The 14,994-nt window shown below is 71.7% G+C and carries 18 protein-coding genes and 2 tRNA genes; 13 read left to right on the forward strand and 7 right to left on the reverse strand.

Annotated features, from left to right (window positions below; genetic code table 11):
* The first annotated feature begins 41 nt into the window (after positions 1-41).
* The 7 genes from J3P41_RS02610 (at position 42) to J3P41_RS02640 (ending at position 5,964) form a co-directional block, all read left to right on the forward strand.
* Complete coding sequence (locus J3P41_RS02610) at positions 42-929, forward strand: tripartite tricarboxylate transporter substrate binding protein (RefSeq protein WP_246861429.1); 888 nt, start codon at positions 42-44, stop codon at positions 927-929.
* The gene (locus J3P41_RS02615) at positions 926-1,450 is read left to right on the forward strand and encodes a tripartite tricarboxylate transporter TctB family protein (RefSeq protein WP_210648688.1); all 525 of its coding nucleotides are present in this window, start codon (positions 926-928) and stop codon (positions 1,448-1,450) included. Before J3P41_RS02610 ends, J3P41_RS02615 begins: the two co-directional genes overlap by 4 nt.
* On the forward strand, positions 1,450-3,000 hold the full coding sequence (locus J3P41_RS02620) for a tripartite tricarboxylate transporter permease (RefSeq protein WP_210648689.1): 1,551 nt from the start codon (positions 1,450-1,452) through the stop codon (positions 2,998-3,000). Before J3P41_RS02615 ends, J3P41_RS02620 begins: the two co-directional genes overlap by 1 nt.
* Positions 2,997-3,392 carry a universal stress protein gene (locus J3P41_RS02625; protein ID WP_210648690.1) on the forward strand — a complete coding sequence of 132 codons (396 nt, stop codon included), beginning with the start codon at positions 2,997-2,999 and terminating at the stop codon, positions 3,390-3,392. The genes J3P41_RS02620 and J3P41_RS02625 overlap by 4 nt, the downstream gene beginning before the upstream one ends.
* A 138-nt stretch (positions 3,393-3,530) precedes the next feature.
* Positions 3,531-3,938 carry an STAS domain-containing protein gene (locus tag J3P41_RS02630; protein ID WP_210648691.1) on the forward strand — a complete coding sequence of 136 codons (408 nt, stop codon included), beginning with the start codon at positions 3,531-3,533 and terminating at the stop codon, positions 3,936-3,938.
* Between the two features lie 40 nt (positions 3,939-3,978).
* Positions 3,979-4,779, forward strand: coding sequence for an alpha/beta hydrolase (locus J3P41_RS02635; RefSeq protein WP_307861794.1), 801 nt, complete (start codon positions 3,979-3,981; stop codon positions 4,777-4,779).
* Positions 4,780-5,964 (forward strand): PP2C family protein-serine/threonine phosphatase, encoded by a 1,185-nt coding sequence (locus J3P41_RS02640; protein ID WP_210648692.1) that lies wholly within the window; start codon positions 4,780-4,782, stop codon positions 5,962-5,964.
* An 81-nt stretch (positions 5,965-6,045) separates the two neighbouring features.
* On the opposite strand, the gene J3P41_RS02645 is transcribed toward J3P41_RS02640, so the two are convergent.
* The 5 genes from J3P41_RS02645 to J3P41_RS02665 form a co-directional block, all read right to left on the reverse strand.
* Positions 6,046-6,121, reverse strand: a tRNA-Glu gene (locus J3P41_RS02645).
* An 87-nt stretch (positions 6,122-6,208) separates the two neighbouring features.
* Positions 6,209-6,280 (reverse strand) — tRNA-Gln (locus J3P41_RS02650).
* Positions 6,281-6,350: 70 nt separating this feature from the next.
* Positions 6,351-7,355, reverse strand: coding sequence for a CPBP family intramembrane glutamic endopeptidase (locus J3P41_RS02655; RefSeq protein ID WP_210648693.1), 1,005 nt, complete (start codon positions 7,353-7,355; stop codon positions 6,351-6,353).
* A gap of 8 nt (positions 7,356-7,363) precedes the next feature.
* A complete protein-coding gene (gene gltX / locus J3P41_RS02660) occupies positions 7,364-8,839 on the reverse strand; it encodes a glutamate--tRNA ligase (protein WP_210648694.1) in 1,476 nt (491 codons plus the stop codon).
* A gap of 8 nt (positions 8,840-8,847) precedes the next feature.
* Positions 8,848-9,660, reverse strand: a complete 813-nt coding sequence (locus J3P41_RS02665) for a fumarylacetoacetate hydrolase family protein (RefSeq protein ID WP_210648695.1) — start codon at positions 9,658-9,660, stop codon at positions 8,848-8,850.
* 32 nt (positions 9,661-9,692) lie between these two features.
* Here J3P41_RS02665 and J3P41_RS02670 point away from each other — a divergent pair, with 32 nt between their 5' ends.
* Together J3P41_RS02670 and J3P41_RS02675 are read left to right on the forward strand one after the other, a co-directional pair.
* A complete protein-coding gene (locus tag J3P41_RS02670) occupies positions 9,693-10,577 on the forward strand; it encodes a 3-methyladenine DNA glycosylase (RefSeq protein ID WP_246861430.1) in 885 nt (294 codons plus the stop codon).
* Positions 10,574-11,032, forward strand: coding sequence for a barstar family protein (locus tag J3P41_RS02675; RefSeq protein ID WP_210648696.1), 459 nt, complete (start codon positions 10,574-10,576; stop codon positions 11,030-11,032). The genes J3P41_RS02670 and J3P41_RS02675 overlap by 4 nt, the downstream gene beginning before the upstream one ends.
* An 11-nt stretch (positions 11,033-11,043) precedes the next feature.
* Here J3P41_RS02675 and J3P41_RS02680 read toward each other — a convergent pair whose 3' ends face one another.
* Positions 11,044-11,685 (reverse strand): sulfotransferase family 2 domain-containing protein, encoded by a 642-nt coding sequence (locus J3P41_RS02680; protein ID WP_210648697.1) that lies wholly within the window; start codon positions 11,683-11,685, stop codon positions 11,044-11,046.
* Between the two features lie 44 nt (positions 11,686-11,729).
* Between J3P41_RS02680 and J3P41_RS19125 the strand changes: the two genes are divergently transcribed.
* Positions 11,730-12,338 carry a pentapeptide repeat-containing protein gene (locus J3P41_RS19125; protein WP_307861795.1) on the forward strand — a complete coding sequence of 203 codons (609 nt, stop codon included), beginning with the start codon at positions 11,730-11,732 and terminating at the stop codon, positions 12,336-12,338.
* Positions 12,339-12,348: 10 nt separating this feature from the next.
* On the opposite strand, the gene J3P41_RS02690 is transcribed toward J3P41_RS19125, so the two are convergent.
* Positions 12,349-12,924, reverse strand: a complete 576-nt coding sequence (locus tag J3P41_RS02690) for a TetR family transcriptional regulator (RefSeq protein ID WP_246861431.1) — start codon at positions 12,922-12,924, stop codon at positions 12,349-12,351.
* A gap of 84 nt (positions 12,925-13,008) precedes the next feature.
* On the opposite strand from J3P41_RS02690, the gene J3P41_RS02695 reads away from it, so the two are divergent.
* Genes J3P41_RS02695 through J3P41_RS02705 form a run of 3 tightly spaced genes read left to right on the forward strand, consistent with a single transcriptional unit; the run spans position 13,009 to position 14,911 of the window.
* Positions 13,009-13,620, forward strand: a complete 612-nt coding sequence (locus tag J3P41_RS02695; RefSeq protein ID WP_210648698.1) for a biotin transporter BioY — start codon at positions 13,009-13,011, stop codon at positions 13,618-13,620.
* Positions 13,617-14,306, forward strand: a complete 690-nt coding sequence (locus J3P41_RS02700) for an ABC transporter ATP-binding protein (RefSeq protein ID WP_307861796.1) — start codon at positions 13,617-13,619, stop codon at positions 14,304-14,306. Before J3P41_RS02695 ends, J3P41_RS02700 begins: the two co-directional genes overlap by 4 nt.
* Complete coding sequence (locus J3P41_RS02705) at positions 14,303-14,911, forward strand: energy-coupling factor transporter transmembrane component T (RefSeq protein ID WP_210648699.1); 609 nt, start codon at positions 14,303-14,305, stop codon at positions 14,909-14,911. Before J3P41_RS02700 ends, J3P41_RS02705 begins: the two co-directional genes overlap by 4 nt.
* Positions 14,912-14,994 lie beyond the last annotated feature (83 nt).

Consider the following 14,994-nt stretch of genomic DNA (forward strand, 5'->3'; position numbering starts at 1 on the left):
GGTGCGGGGTGACGCGAGGTCCACAGAGCAGCAACCTCACGATGCTGATCCCCAACAGTCCCGGCGGCGGCTACGACCAGACCGGGCGCGCCGCCGTGGCCGTGATGGAGAACGGCGACATCACCGGCGGCTCCTTCGAGGTGACCAACGTCATCGGCGCCGGCGGCTCGGTCGCCATGTCGCGGTTGATGAACGCCGAGGGCGACGAGCGGACCATGATGACCGCCGGGCTGGGCGTGGTCGGGTCGCTGTACTCCTTCGCCGCCCCCTACAAGCTGCACGACGCGACCCCGCTCGCGCAGCTGATCGAGGACCAGGAGGGCGTGCTGGTCCCGGCCGACTCGCCGTTGAAGACCATCGACGACCTCGTGCAGGCCTGGCGGGACGACCCCTCCGCCATCGTGGTGGGCGGCGGCTCCTCCCCTGGCGGCCCGGACCATCTCTTCCCGATGCAGCTGGCGGGGGCCGTCGGCGTCGACCCCCGCGAGGTGAACGACCGCTACGTCGTCTACGACGGCGGCGGCCCGTTGACCAGCGCACTGCTCGGCAACAAGATCGACGTCGGCTTCTCCGGCGTCGGGGAGTTCGAGGGCCAGCTTGCGTCGGGCGAGCTCCGCCTGCTCGCGGTGTCCGGTGACGAGCGGCTCGACGGCGACGGGATCAGCGACGCCCCGACCCTCACCGAGGCGGGCATCGACCTGGTCTTCACCAACTGGCGCGGCGTCCTCGCGCCGCCCGGAATCAGCGACGAGCGCCGCGACGAGCTGATCGGGATGCTCGAGGAGATGCACGCGACCCCCGAGTGGCAGCAGGCCCTCGAGGACAACGGCTGGATCGACGAGTTCAAGACCGGCGACGACTTCGACACCTTCCTGCAGGAGCAGGACGAGCGCGTCGCCACCACCCTCGAGGAGCTGGAGCTGCTGTGAGCACGACACTCGACACCCGCGAGGCCGACCAGGCCCCCGGTCACGACCGCGACTTGGCGCAGCTCGGCCTGGCCGCGCTGCTCGTCGTCGTCGGTGCCTACACCGTCTACGACGCCTCCACGCTACGCGTCGGCTTCGGCGATCCGGTCGGGCCACGTGTCTTCCCCTACATCATCGGCACGGTGACAGGTCTCCTCGGCGTGCTGCTCGTGCTGGCCACCCTGCGCGGCGACGTGCCGCAGGCCGAGGGCGGCGAGGACGTCGACCTGCGCCAGCCTGCGGACTGGCTGACCGTCCTCAAGCTGGTCGGCGTGCTGCTGTTCACCGTGCTGACGATCTCGACCCTGGGCTGGGCGGTGAACGGCGCCCTGCTGTTCGTGGGCGCCGCGTGGTCGCTGGGCAGCCGCACTCTGCTGCGCGACGTGATCGTCGGCCTCGTGCTGTCGGTCGCGAGCTGGTACTTCTTCCACGAAGGCCTCGGCGTCATCCTCCCGGCCGGGATCCTGGACGGGGTGCTGTGATGGACAACCTCGGCCTGCTCGCGGACGGCTTCGGCGCCGTCCTGACCCCGGAGAACCTCCTCTACGCCGCCATCGGCGTGCTGCTGGGCACCTTCGTCGGGGTCCTGCCCGGCATCGGCCCGGCCATGGCGGTCGCGCTGCTGCTTCCCGTCACCTACGGGCTCGACCCGATCTCGGCCTTCATCATGTTCGCCGGCATCTACTACGGGGGCATGTACGGCGGCTCGACCACCGCGATCCTGCTCAACACTCCCGGTGAGTCCGCCTCGGTGATGACGGCCCTCGAGGGCAACCTGATGGCGCGCGCCGGTCGAGCCGCCCAGGCGTTGGCCACCGCGGCGATCGGCTCCTTCATCGCCGGCACGATCGGAACCATCTTGGTGGTCTTCTTCGCCCCGGCCCTGGCGTCGGTCGCCGTCGAGATCGGTGCACCGTCCTACTTCGCGCTGATGGTTCTCGCCATGGTGATGGTCACCAGCGTGCTCGGCGGTTCGTGGCTGCGGGGCTTCATCGCCCTCTTCCTTGGTCTCACCATCGGCCTCGTCGGGCTGGACATCAACACCGGGCAGCCGCGCCTCAGCTTCGACCAGCCGCTGCTCGCGGACCGGATCGACGTGGTGGTCGTCGCGGTGGCCATCTTCGCCCTCGGCGAGGCCCTCTGGGTCGCCGCGCACCTGCGGCGCAGTCCGGCCCACGTGATCCCGGTCGGCCGCCCGTGGATGAGCGGCGCCGACCTGAAGCGGTCGTGGGGGCCGTGGCTGCGGGGCACGGCCTTCGGCTTCCCGTTCGGCGCGCTTCCCGCCGGTGGTGCCGAGATCCCGACCTTCCTGTCGTACGTCACCGAGAAGAGGCTTGCTGCCCGCAAGGGCCACGACGAGTTCGGCCGCGGCGCCATTGAGGGCGTCGCGGGACCGGAAGCAGCCAACAACGCCTCCGCGGCCGGGACCTTCGTGCCGCTGCTGGCCCTCGGGCTCCCGGTGACCGCGACGTCCGCCGTGATGCTCGCGGCCCTCCAGGGCTACGGCATGGAGCCCGGACCCGGCCTGATGACCGACCAGCCCGAGCTGGTGTGGGCGCTGATCGCCAGCCTGCTGGTCGGCAACGTGCTGCTGCTCGTGCTCAACCTGCCGCTCGCGCCGCTGTGGGCGAAGCTGCTGCGGCTCCCGCGTCCGCAGCTCTACGCGGGGATCCTGTTCTTCGCCACCCTGGGGGCGTTCGCCACCAACCTGCAGGCGTTCGACCTGTTCCTGCTGCTCCTGCTGGGCCTGCTCGGCCTGATGATGCGCCGGTTCGCCCTGCCCGTGCTGCCGCTCATCCTGGGCGTGATCCTCGGGCCGCTGATGGAGTACCGCCTGCGCGAGGCGATGGCGATCTCCGGCGGTGAGGTGTCCGCGCTGTGGAGCGAGCCGCTCGCCGTGGTGATCTACGTGATCGTGGCGATCGCCGTGGTGACACCCCTGGTGGTGCGGCGGGTACGGCCCGCTCCCGCCGCCGTGGCGTACGACGAGGGCCTGGACCTGACAGCCGACGACGAGGAGAAGGTGCGATGACCACGATCGTGGTGGGCTGGACGCCCGACGAGTTCGGCGAGGCCGCGCTGACGCGCGGCATCGAGGAGGCGCGACTGCGCGGGGGACGGGTCGTGGTGGTCAACGCCACCCGCGGCGACGCGCTCGTTGACGAGCGCTACGCCGACGAGGAGCAGCTCGCTGGCCTCGCGGCCGAACTCGGCGGCAGCGGCGTCGAGGTCGAGGTGCGACGCTCCATGGGTGCCGACGTCGGCGACCAGGTCCTCGACGTGGCGGCCGACGTCTCGGCCGACCTCGTCGTGATCGGTCTGCGCCGCCGCTCCCCTGTCGGCAAGCTGCTGATGGGCAGCGTCGCGCAACGGATCCTCCTCGGGGCGGACTGCGCCGTGCTGGCTGTGAAGCCGGTGCGCTGACCTGCACACGCGCCCCCAGCTCGCGTCGATGCAGGCCGGTACCGGACGACAGGACTACGCTCCGGTGGTGCCCGTCACCTCTGTCTCCCCCTTCCGCGACCCAGCCGACCGCGGAGCGGTCGCGTCGGAGCGGCCATGATGGACCTCGAGCTACAGACGCGGCTGGAGGACGGCTACCTGGTCGTGACGCCGCACGGTGAGATCGATCTCGGCAACGTCAAGGAGTTCCGCGAGGAGCTGACCGAGCTGATCATCCAGGGACACGTGCACCTGCTGATCGACCTCGACGAGATCACGTTCATCGACTCCCTGGGCTTCGGCGCCCTGGTCGCGGTCCGCCGCAAGGTGCACGCGCTCAAGGGCTCGCTGGGCATCGTCTGCTCGAACCCGCGGCTGCTGCACCTGTTCAAGGTCACCGGGCTGGACCGGGTCTTCACCATCACGGCGAGCGCCACCGCGCAGCCGCCGCTCGCGCCGTCCGACGACGACGGTGCCGCCAGCGCGCCGGCGGCACCGGGACCGGCAGGGTCGCCGCCGACGTCCTGAACCGCCCCCAGCGCGTCCGAGCGTGCCGTATGGTGAAACGGTGGACGTCCTTCGTGCGCACAACGTGCGCGACACCGGGGTCCCCGGTGGCCGGGTCGTGATGTTCGCGCACGGCTTCGGCTGCGACCAGCACATGTGGCGCTACGTCGCGCCGTACTTCGAGGCGAGCCACCGGGTGATCCTCTTCGACCACGTCGGCTCGGGCGGCGCCACGGCGCCGTACGACGTCGAGCGTCACGCCTCCCTCGACGGCTACGCCGAGGACGTCGTGCGGATCTGCGCCGAGCTCGAGCTCGACGACGTGGTCTTCGTCGGCCACTCGGTCTCGGCGATGGTCGGCGTGCTCGCCCAGGTCCGCGCGCCCGAGCGGTTCTCGGCCCTGGCGCTGGTCGGACCGTCACCCCGCTACATCAACGACGACGCCTACACCGGCGGCTTCGAGCCGGCCGACATCGACGACCTGCTGTCCGCGCTGTCCAGCAACTATCTCGGGTGGTCGAGCGCGATGGCGCCGGTGATCATGGGCAACCCCGAGCGGCCCGAGCTCGGTGCGGAGCTGACCCAGAGCTTCTGCCGGACCGATCCCGACATCGCCGAGCGATTCGCCCGCGCCACGTTCCTGTCCGACAACAGGTCCGACCTTCCGCTCGTGACGGTGCCGACGTTGGTGATGCAGTGCCGAGACGACCTCATCGCGCCGATGCAGGTGGGGCAGTACGTCGCCGACGCCATCCCGGACAGCTCTCTGGTCGTCCTCGAGGCCAGCGGGCACTGCCCCAACCTCAGCGCTCCGAACGAGGTCATCAAGGCCCTCGACACGTTCCTCACGCGCGAGCCCTGAGTGAGGACGGCGGCGGCGGAGGCGTTCCAGCGGGCACTGCTGGACGACGACCCCGTCGCGCTCTACGAGCGGGCGCCCTGCGGCTACCTCTCGACCGCCCCCGACGGGCGCATCGTGAAGACCAACCAGACGTTCCTGACGTGGACCGGCTACACCGCGGACGACCTCGTGGGTCGACGCCACCTGGTGGACCTCCTCACTGCGGGCGGGCGGCTCTACCACGAGACGCACCTCAGCCCGATGCTGCACGCCCTTGGCGAGGCCAAGGAGATCGCCCTCGACGTGGTGCGGGCGGACGGTCGGCGGATGCCGGTGCTCGTCAACGCGGTGCTCGACCGCGATGCCGCCGGTGAGCCGCAGGTCGTCCGGATCGCCCTGTTCGACGCCAGCGACCGGCGCCGCTACGAGGAGGAGCTGCTCGCGGCCAAGAGGCGGGCCGAGCAGTCCGAGGTGCGAGCGGTCCGCCTCGCCCAGACCCTGCAGCAGACCTTGATCCCGCCGGTGTCGCCGCAGATCACCGGCCTCGACCTCGCCGCGGCGTACCGGCCCGCGGGAGCAGGCGACGAGGTCGGCGGCGACTTCTACGACGTCTTCGAGCTGGGCCGGGGCGAGTGGGTGCTGGTGCTGGGTGACGCCTCGGGCAAGGGAGCCGAGGCCGCGGTCGTGACGGCGCTCGTGCGCCACACGGTGCGTGCGCTCGCCGTCACCGAGCGATCGCCGGGCAGGCTGCTCGACCAGCTGAACGCGATCTTGATGTCGAGCGCCCACGACCGGTTCTGCACCCTGCTGGTCATCCGCCTGCGCCAGGACCGGCAGGGGTGGACGGCGAGCACGAGCTCGGGCGGGCACCCGCTCCCCTTCCTGCTCCGACCGGGGCAGCGACCCGAACCACTGGGCCAGCACGGAACGGTCGTGGGCGCGGTGGAGTCGGCGTACTTCTTCGACACCGAGGTCGTCCTGGGGCCGGGAGAGTCCCTGTTCCTCTACACCGACGGCGTCACCGAGGCACGCGGCGACGCCGGCTTCTTCGGGGAGGAGCAGCTCGTCGAGGCGCTGTCCCGCCCGGTCGGCGTGCACGAGCGCGTCCGCGACATCCTCGGCCAGGTGCTCGGGTTCCAGCACCAGGTGCCGCGCGACGACATCGCCCTCCTTGCCGTGGGCGTGCCGCCGAACCCGTCGCCGTGACGACCGGCCCGACCGCAGTCGACCCGCCATCCCCGCCGACGACGAAGGGCCCGGTCTGGTGACCGGGCCCTTCGTTGTGCGTGGTACCCCCGACCGGATTTGAACCGGCGTTACCGCCGTGAGAGGGCGACGTCCTAGGCCGCTAGACGACGGGGGCTTGCACTGCCGCTCTGCGAGCGACCGAGCGAGACTCTATCGAATGATCGAGTGCCGCTCCAAATCCGGCTCTCGTGCACCGGATCCGCTGGGGTACTAGGACTCGAACCTAGAACAACTGAACCAGAATCAGCCGTGTTGCCAATTACACCATACCCCATGGGGGTATCGGATCGCTCCGATCGCCCACGCGGTCCCGCAGAGGATCCCTGCAGAACCGACCCCGAACGTTACACGCGCGGGGGCGAGCCCTCCAAAACGGGGTCGGTGCTCGGCGGCGGCAGCGCACCGCCGACCGGCGGTCCCGCGTCGACGAGGCCCATCGCCTTGGCGACCCAGGAGGCCAGGGCGAGGTAGACCAGCGACTGGGTGAGCGTGGACACGATCATCCACCAGCTGGTCGGGCCGCTGGCGTTGAGCGCCGTGGTGAGGTCGCCGAACGCCAGGGCGAGGCCGAAGGCCAGGAAGTTGTTGAGCACGTGCATCGCGATGGCCGCCTCGAGCCCGCCCGTGCGAATCACCAGGATGCCCGCGACGACGCCGAAGGCGAACCGGTCGAAGAAGACCGGCCAGTCCTGGGAGAGGCCGTGGAACAGCGCGAAGATCAGCGCCGGGCCGAGCACCGCGAGCGCCTGGGAGAGGCGCCGGGCCCACACCAGCGAGCCGAAGGCCTGGGTGAGGTAGCCCCGGAAGAGGTACTCCTCCCCCGCCGCCTGCAGCGGGGTCAGCAGCAGGATCACGATGAGGAAGTCACGGGTGCGGGCGGTGAAGTCGTTGAGGCCGCCGACCGGCGCCTCACCCGGCGCGACCGGCAGCAGCAGGCCGACCCCGACCGTGGCGAGCAGCGCCACGACCGACAGGCCGACGCACACCAGGAGGTAGCGCCAGCGCAGCCGGGGCGCCACCGACGACAGCCACCGGGGCTTGAGCCGGTGCAGCCACCACGTCACCAGGAAGGTCGCGGGGATCGCGGAGGCGATGACGAGGTTGAGCAGCGCCAGGCCGGCCGGCGTCACCTCCTCGGTCACGTCGAGCACGGCACTGGCCTCCGCCATGCTGTCGCCGGTGAGGAGCAGCAGCACCAGCGCCAGCGCCCCTGCGACGAGCGGCACCAGAGCGAAGACGAGCACCAGCAGCAGGACGGACCCGAGCAGCGAGCGCCAGATCCCGGGCCGTCCGACGCGGTGCAGCTGGTGGTAGTGCGGGCGGAAGCCGGGTGCGACGGGGGTGGCCATGGCGTACGTCAGGCCAGGGCCGACTGGAGCCGCGCGAGACTGCGATCGCGCCCCAGCAGCTCCATCGACTCGAACAGTGGCGGGCTCACCCGGCGACCGGTCACCGCCACCCGCACCGGGCCGAACGCCACCCGCGGCTTGAGCTCCATGCCCTCGATCAGCGCCACGCGCAGCGCCTCCTCGATCGCGGCGGTCGACCACTCGCGCAGCCCGGCGAGGGCGTCGTACGACGCCTGCACCACGCCGCGACCGGTCTCGTCGAGGAGCTTGGCCACGTCGGCCTCGTCGCGCGTGAAGTCGGCCTCGTCGACGAAGAGGAAGCCCAGCATCGGAGCTGCCTCGGTCAGCTTGTTGATGCGCTCGGCGACCAGCGGCATGGCCAGCTCGAGCAGCTGGGCGTCGGCGTCGGAGACCGGGTCGCCGACGACCCCGGCGTCCTTGAGGAAGGGCAGCACCCGGTGGGTGATCTCCTCGACCGACAGCAGCCGCATCTGCGCGGCGTTGATGGCCTCGGCCTTCTTGAGGTCGAAGCGCGCGGGATTGGGGTTCACGTCGGAGATGTCGAACTTCTCGACCATCTCCGCCAGCGTGAAGACGTCGCGGTCGGCAGCGATCGCCCAGCCGAGCAGTGCGAGGTAGTTGAGCAGCCCCTCCGGGAGGAACCCCTGCTCGCGGTACAGCGCCATGTGGGCCTGCGGGTCGCGCTTGGAGAGCTTCTTGTTGCCCTCGCCCATGACGTAAGGCAGGTGCCCGAACTCGGGCGTCGCCTTGGCGACCCCGAGCTCCTTGAGCGCGTCGAACAGCGCGAGCTGGCGCGGCGTGCTGGAGAGGAGGTCCTCCCCACGCAGCACGTGCGTGATCTCCATCGTCGCGTCGTCGACGGGCGCGGTCAGCGTGTAGAGCGGGTCGCCGTTGGCGCGGCACAGTGCGAAGTCGGGCACGAACTCGGTCTCGAAGGTGATGTCGCCGCGGACCAGGTCGTGCCAGGTGATCGAGCCGTCGGGCATCCGGAACCGCACCACGGACGTGCGGCCCTCGGCCTCGAAGGCGGCGCGCTGCTCGGCAGAGAGCTCGCGGCAGAAGCCGTCGTAGCCCATGACCTTGGAGCCGCTCGCCTTGCGGCGCGCCTCCACCTCCTCGCTGGTGCAGAAGCAGTCGTAGGTGTACGACGACTCGCGCAGCCGGGTGAGCACGTCCGTGTAGATCTCGGTGCGCTCGGACTGGCGGTAGGGCCCGAACTCCCCGCCGACCACCACGCCCTCGTCCCAGGACAGGCCCAGCCACTGCATGAGGTCGATCAGCGAGTCGTAGGACTCCTCGGTGTTGCGCGCCTTGTCGGTGTCCTCGATGCGGAACACGAAGGTGCCGCCGTGGTGGCGGGCGAACGCCCAGTTGTAGAGGGCGGTGCGGGCGAGGCCGACGTGCGGCGACCCGGTCGGGGACGGGGCCATGCGGACGCGGACGGGCCTCTGGACGGCGGTCATCGGGATGCTCAGCTCCTCTTCGCTACGGGATTGGTCAGGGAGCCGATGCCGGCGACGGAGATCTCGACCTCGTCGCCGACCTCCATCGGTCCGACGCCCTCGGGCGTGCCGGTGAGGATCAGGTCGCCCGGGAGCAGCGTCATCACCGAGGAGACGTGGGCGACGAGGCTCGGCACGTCGAAGATCATGTCGGCGGTCGTGCCGTCCTGGACGACGTCGCCGTTGAGGTAGGTCTGCACCGCGCGTCCGTCGGCGAAGTCCTGCGGGTCGAGGTCGGTCTCGATCCACGGACCGAGGGGGCAGAACGAGTCGAAGCCCTTGGCGCGCGTGAACTGCACGTCGGACCGCTGCAGGTCGCGGGCGGTGACGTCGTTGGCGATCGTGTAGCCGAAGATCACGTCGGTGGCCTGCTCGGGCGGTACGTCGCGGCAGATGCGGCCGATGACGACGGCGAGCTCGCCCTCGTAGTGCAGGTTGCTGGTCTGCGGCGGGTAGTAGATCGGGTCCCCAGGGCCCACGACCGTGGTGTTGGGCTTGAGGAACATCAGCGGCTCGGCCGGGACCTCACCTCCCATCTCGGCGGCGTGGGCGGCGTAGTTCTTGCCGATCCCGACGACCTTGCTGCGCGGGATGATCGGGGCGAGCAGGCGTACGTCGGCGAGCCGGTGCTCCTCCTCGACCAGCTTGATCCCGACGTAGAGGGGGTCTCCGGCGAGGGGCACGATGACGGAGTCGTCGGCGGGCTGGCCGTACTCGTCGACCTCCCCCGTCACGACCCCGAACCGCGGCTCCTCGCCCGTGCTGAACCTGCAGATGCGCATGCGGGGAGCCTATCGACCTAGCCTTGGGTCCCATGACGGCAGAGGCGATGGCACGCGTGCGGGTGCTGCGGCGCGAGGAGTGGCAGGCCCGCGCCGAGGCGCACGCCGCCCGCGTCGACGCCTTCGTGCAGCCGCACCTGGCGCGGCGGGCCGAGCATGTCAGGCACCCGGTGCACGACTTCCTGTTCACCTACTACTCCCAGCGCCCGGCCCAGCTGCGACGCTGGCACCCGGGCTTCGGCGTCGCGCTCGAGGACGCCGCGGAGCACGCCGGCCTCAAGGGCTACGACGGCGACCCGGCCGCGGTCTCCCCGGCCTACGTCGCCACCCAGCGCCCGCTGCTCACCCAGCTGCACACGCTGCTCGCCGCCACCGCGGCGCGCACGCCGCAGTTCGGCTGCTTCGGCCTCCACGAGTGGGCCATGGTCTACCGGGCGGGCGACGGGACGCGGCACGACTGGCCGCTGCGGCTGGGCCAGGCCGGGACCGACGCCGTCGTGGAGTCCCACCGGATCGGGTGCTCGCACTTCGACGCGTTCCGCTTCTTCACCCCCGCCGCGCGCCCCCTCAACACGCTGCAGCCGGGGCGTGACGACCGGGCCGCGTTCGAGCAGCCGGGGTGCCTGCACGCGGGGATGGACCTCTACAAGCACGCGTTCCGGCTGACGCCGATGATCGACAGCGACCTGGTCGCCGACTGCTTCGAGCTGGCCCGTGACATCCGGGTGCTCGACATGCGGGCCGCGCCCTACGACCTGACCGACCTCGGGTTCGAGCCCGTGAAGATCGAGACGGCCGCCGGCAAGGCGGCGTACGTCGAGGCGCAGCGCGGCTTCGCCGAGCGGGGCGCGCCGCTGCGGGCGCGCCTCGTCGAGGAGTGCGAGCGCCTGCTGGCGGTCGCACCGGAGTCCCGGTGACCCGGCCGCACGTGCGCCGCGAGCTGCCATGGCTGCGCTCGGGTCCCCTGTTCCGCGTGCACAGCAGCGTCGTCGCCGAGCTCGACGCCCTCCTCGACCGCGGCGGCTACCTGCGCGTCGACCTCGACGGGCGGCAGATGGCCTCCCGCGGGGCCGCGCACGCGGAGCTCAAGCGAGCGTTCGGCCTGCCCGAGTGGTGCGGGGCGAACTGGGACGCCTTCAACGACGGCTTCGGGCACTTCGTCCTCGAGCACGACGGGACGCTCGTCGCGGTCGTCCTGCACCACTTCGACGAGCTCGCCGCGGCGGCGCCGGCGACGGCCGTCGAGGTCGGCTGGGCGCTGCTGGAGTGCAAGCTCGGCGTGATGCCCTCGCTCCCGCCCACGACCAGCGCGCGCATCCAGCTCGACGTGTTCGTGGTGGGCGACGGGCCGGACTTCGACCGGCCGCAGTAGCCCAGGGGGGCTCAGAACTCGTAGCCGAAGGCCTCGATGGTGTCGGCGAACACGGTTGCGACCCGCTCCCTCGACGCCGGCGTGTAGAGCTCGCGGTAGTGCCCGGCCGGGCGCGCGTTGCCCTTGGCGCGCGGCAGGTCCGGCGTACCGGGCAGGCCGAGGTGCTCCCAGACCTCGCGCAGCTCGGCGTCGAGGTTCTCGTAGCGCAGCACCCGGTCGAGCACCATCGCGCCGCGGATGCGGTAGAGGCGGCGGTTGTTGGCGAGCTGCTCGATCCAGATCTCCTGGACGTAGCTCTCGAAGTCCGGCAGCTCGGGGCGGTCCTTGTACTTCCAGAAGTAGAGCGAGACCACCGCGTCCCACGGGTTCCGCTCGATCGCGAAGGTGAAGTAGTCGGCGAAGACCTGCTCGCCCACCAGGTCGCGCACCGCCTTGGCGCCCATGTGGTTGTACGCCTTGCGCGGCAGCGGCGGGGACTGGAAGTTCTGCGGCGCACGGCCGCCGGCGGCGGTGCGCAGCGCCTCGTCCTCGGGACTGATCTCGGTGATGATGTCGTCGGGACCGCAGACCTTCGACAGCGCGATCTCCACGCTCGTGCCCGCGGTCTTCCGGGTCTTGAGGAAGATGAAGCGGTGCTGGTGGGACGCGATCACGGGCACGACCCTATCCGTCGGCGCCGCCGCATACGGTGGCTGCCGTGACCGAGCCCCAGACAGCCGACGGCGTGCACTTCCGCAGCAAGGACTGGTACGGCGACGACCTGGGCGCCGCGCGGTTCGTGGAGTGCACCTTCACCGACCTCGACCTGTCCGAGGCCACCACGTCGGGGGCGACCTTCGAGCGGTGCACCTTCCACGGCGGGCGCTTCAACGCCTCGACGCACACCGCGACCGCGTTCGTCGGCTGCGACTTCCGGCGCACGTCCTTCTTCGACGCGACGCTCGACGGCTGCAAGCTCGTTGGCACCACCTTCGCCGAGTGCACGCTGCGACCGCTCACGGTGAGGGGCGGGTCGTGGCTCGGTGTCACCATCCGCGGCACCAACCTCTCGCGGCTCGACCTCACCGGCGTGGACCTGCGCGAGGCCGACCTCTCGATGTCCGACCTCACCCTGGCGGTGCTCGCGCGAGCGCGGCTGGACCGGGCCGTCCTGCGCGAGACCAACCTCGACCGCGCGGACCTGCGCACGGCCGGCCTCGACGGCGTCGACCTCACCGCAGCGACGCTGCGCAGGACCCGGCTCGACCTCGCCGGAGCCGTCCTGCTCGCCGAGCTGCACGGCGCGGACGTCGACACCACAGCCTGACCGACGGACCTCAGGCCAGCCGCGCCCGCAGCCCGTCGACCACCAGGTCGAGCCCCAGGTCGAAGTCGGGCAGCGACTCCAGCGACCGCTCGACCGCGCCGAGGCGGACCGCCTGGCGCGCGGTCTGCTCCTCGAAGGCGTGCCCGAAGACGTAGTGCACCAGCGTGCGCGAGGCGACGGCTACGAGCTCGGGCGGCGCGCCGGCGTCGGTGAGCACCTTCTCCAGCTCCACCACCGGCGCGGCCGCGCCCAGGCCGAAGGCCCACACTGTCGCGACCACGTCGGCGCCGTCGGTGCACGCCAGCATCGCCAGGCGCAGCTCGGTGCACACCTCGCGCAGCCGGTCGGGCCACGCGACGGCCGTGCGCGGCCGTGCGCCCCGGGCGAGGATCTCGTCGGCGACCGCGGCGAGCAACGCCTGCTTGCTCGGGAAGTGGTGGTAGATCGCGCTCGGCTGCACGCCGAGCTCGGCGCCCAGGCGCCGCATCGTCAGCGCCGCCAGGCCGTGGCTGTCCAGCAGAGCCACCGCATGGGCGAGCACGTCGGACCGGCGGTGCGGCACGGCGTACCTCCCCTCGCGAACCATGGCTCCACGTTGACGCGCTTCGCGTGCCACCCTAACCTGAACGGCGTTCAGACTGATCACCGTTCAGGTTAGAGGTTCTCCCGCATGCGCACCCGCCGCAACCCCGGAACAGACATCGCCCTCGTGGCGGCCTTCGCGGCGCTCGTCGCCGCCTGTGCGCTGCTGCCGGCGATCAAGCTCGCCGGCCCGGTGCCCATCACGCTGCAGACCTTCGCGGTCCTACTCTCGGGCGCGGTGCTGGGCATGCGGCGCGGCTTCCTCGCCGTCGTGCTCTACCTGGCCGTCGGCGCGGCCGGGCTGCCGGTGTTCTCCGGCGGCGCAGCGGGCCTCGCGGTGCTCGCCGGTCCCACGGCCGGCTACCTCGTGGGCTTCCCGCTGGCCGCTGCCCTGTGCGGACTCCTCGTCGAGCGCCTGCCACGCCGGTCCCTGGCCAGCGTGCCGGTCGTGTTCGCAGCCGGACTGTTCAGCTCCGCGGCCCTCATCCACACCTGCGGCATGACCGGGCTGGTGCTGCGCGCCGACCTCACGTGGGCGCAGGCGTTCGACGTCGACAAGGTCTTCTGGATCGGCGACGTGCTCAAGAACGCAGCCATGGCCTTCGTCGCCACCGCGGTGCACCGCGCCTTCCCCGACATGCTCGGTCGCAAGGCCGCCCTCACCCGCAGCGAGCAGCCGGAGAGCTCGCCCGCCGCGTGAGCGAGATCCGCCTGGCGCAGGTGACCGTCTCCGTGCCGACCGGCGAGGGGCACCGGCGGATCCTCGACGAGACGACGCTCGACCTCACCGAGCACCGCATCGCGCTGATCGGCCCCAACGGCTCGGGCAAGTCGACGCTCGCCCGCCTCGTCAACGGCCTGGTCCCGGCGACGACCGGACGCGTGCTCGTGGACGGCCTCGACGTCGCGCGGGCGGGCCGGGAGGTGCGCCGCCGGGTGGGATTCGTGTTCACCGATCCCGCCGCGCAGCTGGTGATGCCGACCGCCCGCGAGGACGTGGCCCTGTCGCTGCGTCGCGCGCATCCGACCAAGGCGGAGCGACTGGCCGCCGCCGAGCGGGTGCTCGCCGACTTCGGCCTCGGCGGATTCGGCGAGCGCAGCGTCCACGGGCTCTCGGGAGGCGAGGGGCAGCTCCTGGCGCTGGCGGGGGTGCTCGCCACCGCGCCGTCCGTGCTGGTGGCCGACGAGCCGACGACCCTGCTCGACCTCGGCAACAGCCGCCGGATCGGCGACCTGCTCCTCGGGCTGCCGCAGCAGCTCGTGCTCGTGACCCACGACCTGGAGCTGGCCGCCCGCTGCGACCGGGTGCTGCTCGTGCGCGGCGGCCGGATCGAGCGGGACGGCGACCCGGCCGAGGTCGTCGGCCACTACCGGGCCACGGCATGAGCGCCCAGCTGCTCGGCCTGCACCGGCCCGGGGACACCCGGCTGCACCGGCTCGGCGCCGGGGTCAAGCTGCTCGGCCTGATGGTCGCGGGCGTGGTGGTGGTCGTCGTACGCGGCCCGGTCCCGGCGCTCGGCTTCCTGGCGGTGGCGGTCGCGCTGCTCGCGTGGTCCGGCGCCCGGATCGTGGCGACCGTGCGGGCGATGCGGTGGCTGCTGCTCACCGCAGCCGTCCTCGGCGCCTGGACGGTCTGGCAGCACGACTGGCCGCGAGCCGTCGAGGTCGTCGCCGACCTGCTCGCACTCATCGCGCTGGCGACGACGCTGACGGTGACGACGCCGGTGGACGAGGTGATGGACGCAGTCGCGCACGGCCTGCGACCGCTGCGCCGGGTCGGGGTGGATCCCGAGCAGGTGGCGCTGGCGTTCTCCCTGATGCTGCGGGCGATCCCGACGACGCTCAGCCTCGCCGAGGACTCCCGTCACGCCGCGCTCGCGCGCGGCCTGGAGCGGTCGCCTCGCGCGCTGCTGGTCCCGTTCGTGATCCGCGTGGTAGCGCGGGCGCGGGACACCGGAGACGCGTTGCACGCGCGCGGCATCGGGGACTGACCGCTCGATCCCGCAACGCACGCCCCGCCCGCGCCTCGGGCGCGGGCGGAGCGTGCGTGGGCGGAGCGAGCGTGGGCACAGCG

The sequence above is a fragment of the Nocardioides sp. SYSU D00065 genome (genome assembly GCF_017916425.1).
GTDB lineage: Bacteria > Actinomycetota > Actinomycetes > Propionibacteriales > Nocardioidaceae > Nocardioides.

What these genes read in the sequence shown, in the direction of transcription:
- J3P41_RS02670 (WP_246861430.1), top strand. Translation starts at nt 9,693, where the DNA reads ATGACGGCAGAGGCGATGGCACGCGTGCGGGTGCTGCGGCGCGAGGAG.
- J3P41_RS02625 (WP_210648690.1), top strand. Translation starts at nt 2,997, where the DNA reads ATGACCACGATCGTGGTGGGCTGGACGCCCGACGAGTTCGGCGAGGCC.
- J3P41_RS02690 (WP_246861431.1), bottom strand. Translation starts at nt 12,924, where the DNA reads ATGGTTCGCGAGGGGAGGTACGCCGTGCCGCACCGCCGGTCCGACGTG.
- J3P41_RS02655 (WP_210648693.1), bottom strand. Translation starts at nt 7,355, where the DNA reads ATGGCCACCCCCGTCGCACCCGGCTTCCGCCCGCACTACCACCAGCTG.
- J3P41_RS02610 (WP_246861429.1), top strand. Translation starts at nt 42, where the DNA reads ATGCTGATCCCCAACAGTCCCGGCGGCGGCTACGACCAGACCGGGCGC.
- J3P41_RS02695 (WP_210648698.1), top strand. Translation starts at nt 13,009, where the DNA reads ATGCGCACCCGCCGCAACCCCGGAACAGACATCGCCCTCGTGGCGGCC.
- J3P41_RS02665 (WP_210648695.1), bottom strand. Translation starts at nt 9,660, where the DNA reads ATGCGCATCTGCAGGTTCAGCACGGGCGAGGAGCCGCGGTTCGGGGTC.
- gltX (WP_210648694.1), bottom strand. Translation starts at nt 8,839, where the DNA reads ATGACCGCCGTCCAGAGGCCCGTCCGCGTCCGCATGGCCCCGTCCCCG.
- J3P41_RS02630 (WP_210648691.1), top strand. Translation starts at nt 3,531, where the DNA reads ATGGACCTCGAGCTACAGACGCGGCTGGAGGACGGCTACCTGGTCGTG.
- J3P41_RS02620 (WP_210648689.1), top strand. Translation starts at nt 1,450, where the DNA reads ATGGACAACCTCGGCCTGCTCGCGGACGGCTTCGGCGCCGTCCTGACC.
- J3P41_RS02705 (WP_210648699.1), top strand. Translation starts at nt 14,303, where the DNA reads ATGAGCGCCCAGCTGCTCGGCCTGCACCGGCCCGGGGACACCCGGCTG.